This is a genomic window from Paraglaciecola sp. G1-13 (assembly GCF_055809255.1).
This window is the reverse complement of record NZ_CM147903.1, coordinates 1,812,112-1,824,607: the sequence shown is the minus strand read 5'-3', so window position 1 is coordinate 1,824,607 and position 12,496 is coordinate 1,812,112. Positions and strand designations below refer to the sequence as shown.

The following is a 12,496-nucleotide window of genomic DNA, read 5'->3' as shown; positions in this document are numbered from 1 at the left end:
ATCTGTTCTCATCGTCTTATTCTTCGAAACAAGTATTAACTTTTTGTTAGTTGCATTTTTGCCGTTTTCACCTAATCTGCGCGTCAAACAAATGCAGTCAAAGCGCTTAACACACTAAGCCATTGCATTTAGTTAAAAACAATTAATAACAGGGATTTACTATGAGTTTGATGCAACGATGCCTAGCCGCCTTTAGCATGTTTTTAATGACACAGGCGTTTGCCAGCGAAGGGCACGACGATAAAGAGGCCTATCGCCTAGGCAATAACGTAACACCTAGCTTTCAACAAATTATGTTGAAGATCGATCCAAACCAAGCGACCTTTAGCGGTGAAACCACCATCACAGTGACAATAGAGAAGGCCACCGATGAAGTGCGCTTTTATCAACGTGATTTAGACGTGCATAAAGCCGAGATAATTGACGGCGCGCGGCATATCCCGTTGTCGATCGAAAGCCAAGCCTATGATATACAGCTCGGTAAGGCGCCAGACGTATTGCCCGCCAAAACCTATCAGTTGCATATGCAATTTACCGGCAAGGTAAATACCACCTCAGACGGTATGTATTTATCCGCGTTTGAGGGCAAAAACTACATTTTCACCCAGTTTGAAGACATGCACGCTCGCCGCGCATTTCCGGGGTTTGACGAGCCAAGTTATAAAATTCCGTACAAAATGACAATCACTTCGCCTGTGGTCAACACGGTGATTTCCAATACCCCAGTGGAATCAAGAACCCAAGCTGACGGGTGGCAAACCGTCGTATTTAAAAAGACCAAACCCATGCCGAGCTATTTGGTCGCCTTTGCCGTAGGCGAAATGGATTCAGCTGAAATCACGGGATTATCCGTGCCCGGCAGGATTTACACCCCCAAAGGCCAAGCCCACCGTACAAAATTCGCGGTGGCGCAAACCCCGAAAATTCTGAACGCCTTAGAAGATTACTTCGGCACGCCCTACCCCTACGAAAAACTCGACTTTATCGCCGTGCCTAACTTTACCCACGGTGCAATGGAAAACGCCGGCTTAGTCACCTATCGCAGTAGCTTGTTATTACTTGATGATGAGCCACGTTTAACGGAGCAAAGCGGGCCGACCCAAACGATCGCCCATGAGCTCGCGCACATGTGGTACGGCAATTTGGTCACCATGGCGTGGTGGGACGATTTATGGTTAAACGAAGCGTTTGCATCTTGGATGGAAAGCAAGATAACCATGGCGCTTTACCCTGAGCAAAACACCCAAGCGCAACTGGTGCAAGAAGGTGCATTTGCAGCTGATGCTAGCCAGACGACACGTGCAGTAAAAAAAGAGGTACGCAGCCAAACCGATGTCATGGACGGCCTAGGCCTAAATTACAGCAAGGGCGAGTCGGTTCTACAAATGATCGAAGCGTTAGTGGGCGAAGCCCCGTTTCAAAAAGGTGTGCAAAGTTACATGAAAAAACATGCCTGGGGTAACGCCCAAGCAGATGACTTGTGGGAAGTACTCTCGACTGTCGCAGATTTTGATGTGCCTGCGTTGATGAAAACGTATTTAGAACAACCAGCTTACCCTCTTGTTAGCTTTGCTAAAAACGGCGATATCAGCCAAAGCCGTTACCATTTAGCCGGTGCCGAGGTGACCCCACAGACCTGGATAGTGCCCCTTACGATCACGTACAAGAAAAACGACAAAATCATTCGCACACGCTTGTTTTTAGATAAAGCCAACACGAATCTACCTGAGTTGGCCGCAGCCCAGTGGATTTACCCTAACGATAATGCCATGGGTTATATGCGTTGGCAGATCCCTGCATCGCAATTGCATGCGCTACTTGAAGACACGCAAGCGCTAAATGCCAGAGAGAAAAAATCACTGCTGTATAATTCAGATGCTTTGCTCAACGCTGACAAAATCACTTTAGACCAACATATGGCAGTACTTGATGCCCTAGCAACAGACAAAGATCCTGTTGTTGCACGCTCTGTGGTAGCGTCATTGAACGACCTCACCTATTTAGTCGATAACAACAACAAAACCCTGTTTGCTAATTTCTTAAACAGTAAATTGGGCCATTGGTTTGCGCGTTTAGGCACCGTTGAGGGCAAAAATGATAGCAACGATCAGAGTCGACTGCGTAATGCTGTGTTTGGCCTTCTTAGCCGCTACACTCAAAATGACAACGTCATTGCACAGAGCAAACGCATCACCGAAAAATTTCTGCATGACAGCACCAGTACAGGCCGAGCGATTGCCGCAAATGCTATGCGCAGCCTCGCGATTAATGGCGACAAGCGCTGGTTTGACAAGTATCAAGCGGCGTATTTAGCGACTAATGATGCTAACACCCAGAGCGCAATCCGCTTCGGCATGTTATTCCCTGAGGCAATGACTGTGCGTAAAGTACTTGATATGGCACTAAATGATGCCGTTAGCCCTGCCAATGTACTCGGGTTTATTGCAACGGCCAGTCAAGCCAGAGAAGATCAGGATGTATTGTATCAATGGTTAGATGAAAACATGGAACAAGTGACTGCGAAAATGCCGGCCTATCATGTGGCGCGTATGCCTGAATATGTGTCATCTAGTTGTAGCGACCACAACATTGATTTAGCCCAGCGCTTTTATCAAAAGCACATGGATAAATACGATGGCATGGCCCGTAGCTATGACGTAGCGCAAGATGAGTCAAAGCAGTGTGCCAAGCTGAAACAAGCCAATCAGGGCGCGTTCAATCAGTATCTGCAAGGAGCGACTGCTTACTTTTAAGGCGGCTCGCGCTTGGGTACATACCCTATTGGCGAGCAGAGACTAAAAAGGCAGCCAGAATAATCTGGCTGCCTTTTTATATTGCGCTTCTTAAACCCTTTAAATTCCTTCTATCATCCCTTTAAATCCCTTTGTCATCAGTGAGTGCATATCAACATCGTTTTGATTGTCATACGCTCTCATCGAAAAAGCGGTTTATTGTGTCACCATGATGGCTTTAACATTGACAAATTCTTTGATGCCAAAACCACCGTGTTCACGACCGTACCCGCTGTCTTTTACCCCGCCAAATGGCAGATTTGGGTGCGCTAAGCCGTAACCATTGATATTGATCATGCCCGTATCGAACACATCACGGGCGAGCTGAATGGCTTTGTCTTCGTCTTGGCTAAAGATACCGCCCCCCAAACCATAGCGCGAGTCATTCGCGATACGCATAGCGTCTTCATCGTCTTTGGCTTTGATCAATGATGCGACCGGTCCGAACAACTCATCATCATAGGCGGGTGAGCCTGGCTCAACGTTTTCAAGCACAGTGGCTGGGTAGAAATAACCTTTACGATCTGGTACTTCACCGCCGGTTAAACACGTCGCGCCCGCTTTGATTGATTCTGTCACTTGATCATGTAACTTGTCACGCAAGTCTTTCCGTGCCATGGGGCCAATGTCAGTGCCTTCAAGGTTAGGGTCATCCATTTTGATGTTTTTCATAGCATCAACAAATGCTTCTTTAAACGCGTCGTAGTTTTTCTGTGTCACAATAAAACGTTTAGCCGATACACACGTTTCACCGTTATTGATAACACGGCCCATTGCACACGCTTCAACGGCTACTTTGATATCTGCATCATCTAACACCACATAGGCGTCATTACTGCCAAGTTCCAGTACCGAAATCTTCACGTTTTCAGCAGCAGACGCGCCAACCTTTTTACCGACGCCGTCACTGCCAGTGAAAGACACACCACGTACTTTCGGGTGTTTGATCAACTCGCTTGCTGCTTCGCCATCAATTAACAAGGATTGGTAAACATCTTTGGGGAAACCGGCTTCTTCGTACATCTCTTGTATTTTGACTGCCATGCCAAATACGTTAGCAGCATGCTTCAGTACAGTGACGTTACCTGCCATCAAATTAGATGCGCTGTAGCGGATGACTTGATATAACGGGAAATTCCATGGCTGAATGCCTAGCACCACCCCGATTGGGCGATAACTAACAATCGCCTTGCCTTGCTCGTACTCGCGCTCTTCATCGGCGAGTATTTCCGGCCCTTGTTCTGCGCTATAGCGGCAAATTGAGGCGCACAATTCGACCTCTTGATAGCCCTGCTCTTTTACTTTACCCATTTCATCTATCATCAGGGTAACAAGCTCGTCTTTATTGGCATCAATCACATCAGCCATTTTGTTTAGCAGTGTTGCACGTTCTTCGCTGCTGGTGAGCTTCCACTGTTGGAATGCCTCATCCGCATTATCGACAGCTTTAATCGCTTCGTCGGTAGATAACAGCGTGTATTCTTTTAGCTGCTCTTCGGTAGTTGGGTTAATCGTTTTAACTGTGTTTGACATAATCTCTCTCCTAAAATGAATGGATGTGGAGTCGAGGACCAAGGGAGCAAATGCAACGCCAAGAAGGATTTTGCACGAGTGTGTAACTTAATAGAAGGCCGCGAGGCTGCGCCATTAATGCGCTAGAGCAAACGTAATAAAATGTGTATTGATAAAATCTGAATAGCCAGTGCACAGCAATAACGGCGTAAAACGAATGATGGCAGTAAATGTTACAAGGCCTCACTGTAAAGTCTTTAGGCCCAGCCTTGCTGGCGTGCCCCTTCCCAGCTTTGTATTAAAAGTGTGGCAGTACTCTATTTCGCCCGCAACCTAAACCGACAAGCGCGCAGCATGCACTGGCTAATGCGCACATCCATAAACTGCCAGACCAATTGCCCAAAGACGAATAAAGATAGCCAGCCAACATCGGCCCAACAGCGGCTAAGCAGTAACCAAAAGCCTGAGCCATGCCAGATAATGATGCGGCCTGAAGCGCGTTCTGGCTGCGAAAGCTAATAAATGACAGCCCCAAAATGAAACATCCCCCCGAGCTAAAGCCCACAAGCACGGTCCACAAAAATGCAAACTGGGGAGCATACAACAAGCCTAGCAAGCTAATTGCCCCTAACAGGGATATGACTACAGCCGGTACACGCTGGTCTTTCAATCGCGCCAAAATAGGTATGAGTACAAAACCGGGAACAGCCGATGCAAACTGCAACCAACCGTGAAGCACGCCCGCGTAGACCTGAGAATACCCCGCTTCAACCAATATATTGGGTAGCCAACCAATCAATACGTAGGTCATAAAGGAATTAAGACCAAGGTAAATCGTCACCTGCCACGCCAGCGAAAAATGCCATACTCTACTTGGTTTTGCTGTATGAGGCGGCACTCTATTGGCCGCAGCGCTATTGGCCGTAGCGCCATTAGCCTGTTCGCTGTCAGCCGAGTCAATGCCAGCAGAGCCAGCGTTAGTTTGCTCAGTCGGGTTCGTTAAAGCAGCATCCGGCATAGTTTTCGTTTTCAACCTAGGCAGCCACAGCACAATGCTGACCAAAGTAACGAGGCCGAATACCCCTAACGCACCTTGCCACTGAAGCCATTTCATACTGGCAAGGGGGGTCACTAGGGCGGAAAAACCACCAGAGAAAATGCCCATTGCCAATACGTAGCAAGAGGTCATCATGGCGACCATTGCTGGGAAGTCACGCTTAATTAAACTTGGTAATAGCACATTGCCTATGGCGATCCCTACGCCTATCACCGCTGTGGCAATATAAAGCATCCATACCGAATCGATTAACCTCAAGGCTATACCTGCGGCTATAAAAATAAGTGCGATGAATACAGCGCTTTCAATGCCTATTTTTCGGGCGAGTGACGCAGCCATTGGCGAGGCGACCGCGAATGCAATGAGCGGCAAAGTGGTTAACATTCCGGCTTGTGTGCTACTCAATGTGAAAGTGTGAATGATCTGCTCAAGAATGGGAGCGATACCAGTAATGGGCGCGCGCAAGTTTGCCGCTACCAAAAGAATGCCTACGATCAACACAACAGAAGATGCCGCGATTTTATTGGGGATTAACCGCCCTAACCCGCTTATAGATCCCACTTTTGCTCTCTTTGATTTATTGCGCTCTTGCCAAGCGTTGAATGAGTGAAACAGGCGCGGCTTACACCAACGTCAATCTAATTTGCATCGATAGTCGTCACATTCCCAGCCGCTATCTTCATCGCCTATTTTCAACTAAGGCGCAAAGCTGGCATGGCGTTGTACTACTGTGGGTATTATAAAAGGTCGCCAGCGCTTATAATTTACAAATAGAGACAACATATAGCTAAATACTGACAAATGAGTTTATTGAATTTTTTACAATGGGATGATTTGCAGCAATTTGAGGTGATGCCTCAGCCTGTGGTCGCGCGTATTGAGAAGGTGAGTAGCAGTCATGAATTGCCGCTGCACACCCATTCGAAGGGGCAACTAATACTCGCGCTGCACGGGCATGTCACCTGTGAAGTACAGGGGAAAATGTGGATGGTACCAACCCAGAGCGCAATTTGGATACCCCCTCACACTCTTCACAGTAATCGCGCATCTGATCATGCTGAGCTGTGCCACGTATTTATTCAACCTAGCGAACTGCGCATGCCTGACAAAACCTGTACATTCGCGTTAAGCGTATTGGCAAAAGAACTGATTTGTCATTTTGCCAAACAAGATCAGCATTACCCACACTTTAGCCCGACAAACAGATTAGCTCAGGTTCTGATAGACGTCGTCAGTGAATCCCCCCAACAACCTATGAATTTACCTTTACCCAGTCACCCCACGGTGGCTAAGCTCGCCCAGCAGCTTTTGTCTTGTCCCGATGACAGAAAAACGCTTCCCCAATGGGCGAGCTACTTCGCTATGTCTGAACGCACGCTAGCACGACTAATAAAGCGCGAAACAGGCATGACCTTCGGCCACTGGCGAGCTCAAATGCACGTGATCATTGCCGTGCAAAAACTGATGACCAACATGACCGTACAAAGAGTATCTGAATACTTAGGTTACAGCTCAGTCAGTGCCTTTATTACTATGTTCAAAAATATTCTAGGGGAATCGCCAAAGCGATATATAAAGCAGCGAGTTGATTAGTCATGATAAATCGGTTAAATATTTCAGCAAACCGTTAGCATGTGCTTTATCTAGTCAAAGCGGTTTGCTCTAGTCGCCCAGTGTCATGCCGAAAAATGGAACTTGAACTCGAATTTTTGGGCACTAATGGTCATCGTTATCTGTTATCCAACTTATCATTGTGGGGTAAAAACCTATGATTTTACTGTTCTTATTACAACCCCTAACCTGCTAGTCGCTTTAACGGAGTGTCGATACCAGTTGGCGAATTTCATCTGCCTCTAACGGTCTAACAAGTCGAGCCACTTCGTTACCAGAGCGCAGCAGTATCAGAGTCGGCCACAGTTTAACCTTGAATTTACGGCCCAGAGGTTTCCCCTTTCCGTCATAAATTTTTATATGCCGCAGTCCAGCGTGTTCTGAAACGACTTCTTCTATGGCTGGCCTTGCGGCCTGACAATGGCCGCACCAAGGCGCACCAAAATCCAGTAAAGTATCACCGTTCAGCTCGTTTATTTCATCAAAGGTAAACGCCTCTTCTGCGTATTCAGAGTTGAATCCAATATCTTTAACATTCATATCGTTTACTCCCTACTATGAATTTATCCATCACTAAGTGAAGCACTGCTGATGTCTGTAAACAGCGGCTATTAGTGCGTTCGTTATGAGGAAGGTTAGCGTAAATCCGGTACTCACAGATACTAAAATGTGGATGGCCAGCATATGGCCCAACAAAAATGCGCATCAGGTACACAGCAAATGATGAATGTGTTCAAGCACCGGAGCAATCATCGGCATCTAGGCAGATGAATTAAAGCGGATGCGTTATTTATACTTTGTTGAGAGCGGTCAATCAGACGACTCTATTAAAATTGTGTATGAAGAGACAAATCCTAAAAAATTTGTGTTTGCTGAAACAGACACAATAACCCACCCCTCTTTTTCCATTTCACTAATCTGGGTATTTAACAACGCTAAATCAGGGCTTTCATGCCACCATTTTTTGGTCTTAGAAAACATAACGACTTTTCTCATTCAGTATTTTCTTATGCGCGAAATCCAGTGTGCGTTTAATTCAGCGCTAAACTGGGTGAATTAACTTAGAATAAGCTTAGGATAAGTGCATATAGCATGATGGGAGTAACGCTTTCACAATGCGACTTTGTAAGCTTGAGGAAAGACTAGCAATGATAGATTACTAGCGCTGTCGTTAAAACCATTATCGCCTAAGCGAAAGCTGAACCTGCAACAACTTCAATTCTATTTGCAGTTTGCTCCCCTTTCCTATCGAAACAATTGATCGTTTTCTCGTCATTTTGAGGGCATCGAAGTCACTTTAATACACGGCGCGAACATAACGTTGAGGTGCACCACTGACTCAATTAAGCAGCGCTGGCTAATTAATTAAAACATCGATTGGCTGTGCTCACTTCTCTTTCTAAAAGCAGGATCCTTGCACGAACCAAAGCAGCTAACTTGCGTGCTGAAGGCACAATAAACGACTGTTTTGTCTTATTAAGCTAGTTATCAAAATTCACTCAAATTCCGCTCGGTTACGATCACCAACGGCAAGGCCCATTGCGATTTCCTTAATCTCGAAGGTTAAATTCCTGATAGGAAAGTTACGGATATTCGCTAAGATAATAACAGTCAACTTGTCATCTGTATAACGGTGTAAATTTGTTAAAAAGCCATCCATCGACCCGCCATGTCTTGTTAAGGTACCATTATTTTTGCCAGCGGCTCTTTGATATTGCTGCACCCTAAACCCATAGCCATAATCTCCAAAATCATTGTTCTCACCGGCAAACAACAACCTTTGGCTCTTTTCTGATAAAAGTTGGTTGTTGTATAGTGATTGTTCCCAAGTGAGTAAATCATCCACTGTAGAATAAATATCCCCAGAGCCCAACGCATAAGACACAATGTTTTCCTCCCTGTTGGTACCCAAAAACCCTTTGCGGTATCCATTTGCTCTATTAACGGGGACATTATTCAAACGTTCAACGCCTGAGCTGCCCATTTTCAAGGGAGAAAAAATCTCATCTTGAAGAACTTGAGCATACGTCTTGCCCGTCACGTTCTCTATTGCAATGGCGGCTAGGTGATAATTTAAATTTGAATATTGATATTGTGTTCCAGGCACAAAGGCCAAACTCGCAGTATTGATAATGGCCAATATCTCGTCTGAAGAAACATCTTTATCTTCAAAACTCGCTAGTCTTTCTAAATGCTGAGGAAGACCTGACTGATGCTTTAGTAACAGGTGTAACGTTAAGTCTTGGCCAATATTTTTACGTAAATTCGGTATGTAGGTAGATATCGGGGCGGTTAAATTCAATTTACCTTTATCAACTAATTTCATCACGGTAACAGCGGTAAATGATTTTGTTAATGAACCTATCAAGAACTTGTGATCCACTGTGTTGGGTATACTATTATTTTCATCAGCATTTCCATATGCAGATTTAAAGATCACCTTCCCTTCTTTAGCAACTAATACGACCCCTTTAAAATCTTCTTCCTCAACATATTTCCCAATATGCTTATCAATTTTTTGTGATACAAAACTTGTTTGTTCTGCAAAACAAAAATGGCTAATACACACGAGAATAAGAAACTGACCTAGTAATTTTATGAGCATGAAAATCCTTTTTTAAATACAAGCTCGTTATAATGACACCCATGATAAAAATGGTCAATTTTCAGGGCTAAACTAGACTAGATTTGCGTCTCATTTTTGTCAGGTAGATGGATAATGCCTCAACCTCGAAAAAGCCAAATTAGTTTAATCGACACGCCCTATTTTATTCACAACATCCATGTCGTTCACTTCTTCGAAGCCAGCTAAAGCTGCTCAAATTTTTCCCGATAAATTTGTCATTGTGTTTCTCGCTGCGTTCGCCAGTCATATTTATCCGGCATTAATAAATATTCTGGTCAAAGTCACGAGCATCGCCGTGGTTGGGTAGAAGAGCGTATGTTGTTTTTATCAACGGTGTTTACCATCGATAGCGCGGCTACCGTATTTGTGCCTGTGCGGTTATGAATAATCAGTAAAAATGTCAGGAGCATTTTACAACAGCTTTAGCTGGCCCTAAGGGTGTATGGCAGGATGTTTGAAGCAGACTCTTGTGGCACTTTGTGTTGATAATGCGTTGGCAGTTAACTGAGCCGTTAACGAAGTGTTGAAGTGTTGAAGTGTTATGACAAATTACGCAAGGATACCTTGTTGACTCAAAAATTTATAAGAGGCAAAGCATTGAGCCATGAGGAACTCATTATTGTGCATGGGGTATATGTATATTTTCACACTCTCTTTCACAATTCATTACATGATAAAGCACATTTTATAATCCACTCGAAGCGGTCTAGACATAGGCATTAGCTCAATGAGCAACAAACTATAAATCTAGACCAAATGTGTTGTGTCAGGTTCGCGTCCTTTGATTTTTTAAAGTGATCGCGTAATCTCGTCACTACTGTTAACAACCTGCAAAGCTGCGCTTGTTACAAATCCGCCGGCATCATCAAAGTTGATACGTATCCAATTGCTGCCTTGTAGTAGATCATGTGACACAGGTATTTCAATGACGCCAAAGAAACTTGCGCGTCCGTTGCGAGTTTTACCTTGTTTCTGGTCATACCCTCTGAAGTCAGTAGGCACTTCAACTGGTACGTTATTCACGTTTACTGTCGGTGTGAGCGATTTACCGTGTTCTCGACCAATACCTAAACGTAAAACGGCTTCGCCTTGTGCTCCTACCTCCACATCTTTGATATTAAAATACATATCCACGTTCGCTTTTATAGGCTGCTTATAGGTAGTGGCATAATATTTGTTCTGTTGGTTCACCTTATCAATGTTAATTTTATTGTGGTAAGTAATTGTCATGATTTGGGTACTTTCTTTCGGCAAAGAAACGGTTTTAGGTACCGATGACATTGTTTTAGTAGCCAATTTTGCATGGTTGTTATTATCATAAGACAAGGTTTTTACTTGGACTGATTTGATCGTATTTCCATCGATCCCAAGTGCTTTTAATGCAACATCAGTATCTTGAAACTCTAAACTCGTCATTATGATATGTGCTTTATTATTTTGTACATATGCATCGACCATGATATCAAGATCAGATGCCCAACTGTCTACATGTATACCTTTAACTTCAGACCACAATTCGAAGAACTTTACTAAGTCAGTGTAGACCCAATCGGTTCCTGTTTGCCCTGTTTTTTCAAATTGTTGTCTCATTAATCTATTTTCATAAGGGTAGCCGGTGTCGCCATGACGACCCCATTCAGCTTTCACGGGAATAAAAGGAATTGCTTTAGCTATAACGTCAGGACGTTCTAGAAAATGCGTTAATAGTGCATTATAACCGCGTAACTTTTCAGCATCTCTTACCTGTGACCATCGTTTGTTTCGCAAAGCATGTACAGATGCACCATATTCTGAAATTAATAATGGTTTAGTACGACCGAATTTAATATTTGAATATTGCTCTAGCATATCGAGTGTTGCTTCGACATTACTGCCTCGTCGATATTCCTCTCCTCGAGGGTGAGTTGGAAAGTCATACAGATGAATAGAAAATACGTCCATATCGGCACCTGCCGTATCAATGAAAAATTTGTCATTGCTTTCCCAGCGTTCAAAATTATCCCAATCATAGTTAGGAAAGGCAACGGTATAGCCTGCAACCTTAATATTTTTGTTTAATGCTTGATTATTACTTTTACGAATTTCTTGCGCGACACTTTTATGGTATTTGAAGATATCAGCTATAGGTGCCTTATCTCGTCCGTCTTTAGGTGCAATATTTAGATCATACAAAGGTTCATTTACAACTTCTAAATAAGCAGGTTTAGGCGCACCTGCAGCTGTGTTCGTTTGCGCAAAATATTTTTGTAGAAACTGCCCCATGTAATGGCCTGTAGCGGTACCAATAGGCTCTTGGTCAGTGTTTTTTTGTGAGAATGCCCAATTACTATTACCAATATTAGTGCCGTCAGGATAATAAGGATGTACTTGCCCACCAACAACCATATCTTTAGATCTATTTTTAAAGCGTCTGGCGTTAACAAACCGAGTAGCGTTACTGTTTTCAAATGAGTTAATTGCGGCATTGCCCTTCGTAGTTAAAACAGATTCATCAATAAAGCCTAAACGATTACCATCTTGCTTTTGAGCAAATAATTGATTTTTCATGTATCCCGTATCACGGCCAAAATACACATCATAACCATTAATAAAGCTACCAATTAGATCTGATTTGGCGTTGTTACCTTTGTTATCATGATCCCATTCATTTTCTGTTGGGGCCGAATGCAATGAGATGAATTTTTCACGGTTAAAGCGCTCAATATTACCTATACGATGTTTAGTGTCTAAATTAACATCAACAGAAACTTTATTTTCCGCTGCATGAACAATGTTAAAACTGTTGGAAGTCGTTGTAAGCAAAAGCGTTACAGCGACTTTTTGTAGAGACCATTTATTATTGTATTTTTTTATCATTATAAATTTTACCTTACCATTTCTTATTTCAATAACTTACCA

The 12,496-nt window shown here is 43.8% G+C and carries 8 protein-coding genes and 1 pseudogene; 4 read left to right on the top strand and 5 right to left on the bottom strand.

The annotated features are described in order from the left end of the window. Positions 1 to 161 precede the first annotated feature (161 nt). Positions 162 to 2,753: a M1 family metallopeptidase gene (locus AC0L6N_RS07645; RefSeq protein WP_473480251.1), complete on the top strand. Its 2,592-nt coding sequence runs from the start codon at positions 162 to 164 to the stop codon at positions 2,751 to 2,753. Between the two features lie 195 nt (positions 2,754 to 2,948). Here the strand turns inward: AC0L6N_RS07645 and AC0L6N_RS07640 are convergent, their stop codons facing one another. Together AC0L6N_RS07640 and AC0L6N_RS07635 are read right to left on the bottom strand one after the other, a co-directional pair. After that, on the bottom strand, positions 2,949 to 4,325 hold the full coding sequence (locus AC0L6N_RS07640) for an NAD-dependent succinate-semialdehyde dehydrogenase (RefSeq protein WP_473480250.1): 1,377 nt from the start codon (positions 4,323 to 4,325) through the stop codon (positions 2,949 to 2,951). Between the two features lie 277 nt (positions 4,326 to 4,602). Then, positions 4,603 to 5,922: an MFS transporter gene (locus AC0L6N_RS07635; protein WP_473480248.1), complete on the bottom strand. Its 1,320-nt coding sequence runs from the start codon at positions 5,920 to 5,922 to the stop codon at positions 4,603 to 4,605. Between the two features lie 41 nt (positions 5,923 to 5,963). Here AC0L6N_RS07635 and AC0L6N_RS07630 point away from each other — a divergent pair, with 41 nt between their 5' ends. Further along, positions 5,964 to 6,104 (top strand): hypothetical protein, encoded by a 141-nt coding sequence (locus AC0L6N_RS07630; protein WP_473480246.1) that lies wholly within the window; start codon positions 5,964 to 5,966, stop codon positions 6,102 to 6,104. 58 nt (positions 6,105 to 6,162) lie between these two features. Further along, a complete protein-coding gene (locus AC0L6N_RS07625; RefSeq protein WP_473480244.1) occupies positions 6,163 to 6,954 on the top strand; it encodes an AraC family transcriptional regulator in 792 nt (263 codons plus the stop codon). A 219-nt stretch (positions 6,955 to 7,173) separates the two neighbouring features. Here the strand turns inward: AC0L6N_RS07625 and AC0L6N_RS07620 are convergent, their stop codons facing one another. Then, on the bottom strand, positions 7,174 to 7,512 hold the full coding sequence (locus AC0L6N_RS07620; RefSeq protein WP_473480243.1) for a thioredoxin family protein: 339 nt from the start codon (positions 7,510 to 7,512) through the stop codon (positions 7,174 to 7,176). Between the two features lie 955 nt (positions 7,513 to 8,467). Further along, on the bottom strand, positions 8,468 to 9,577 hold the full coding sequence (locus AC0L6N_RS07615; protein WP_473480241.1) for a serine hydrolase domain-containing protein: 1,110 nt from the start codon (positions 9,575 to 9,577) through the stop codon (positions 8,468 to 8,470). 114 nt (positions 9,578 to 9,691) lie between these two features. Between AC0L6N_RS07615 and AC0L6N_RS07610 the strand changes: the two are divergent. Beyond that, positions 9,692 to 9,955: pseudogene (locus tag AC0L6N_RS07610) on the top strand (hypothetical protein); the annotation flags it as partial. Between the two features lie 432 nt (positions 9,956 to 10,387). Here the strand turns inward: AC0L6N_RS07610 and AC0L6N_RS07605 are convergent. Beyond that, positions 10,388 to 12,454, bottom strand: a complete 2,067-nt coding sequence (locus AC0L6N_RS07605) for a hypothetical protein (protein ID WP_473480239.1) — start codon at positions 12,452 to 12,454, stop codon at positions 10,388 to 10,390. Positions 12,455 to 12,496: the final 42 nt, after the last annotated feature.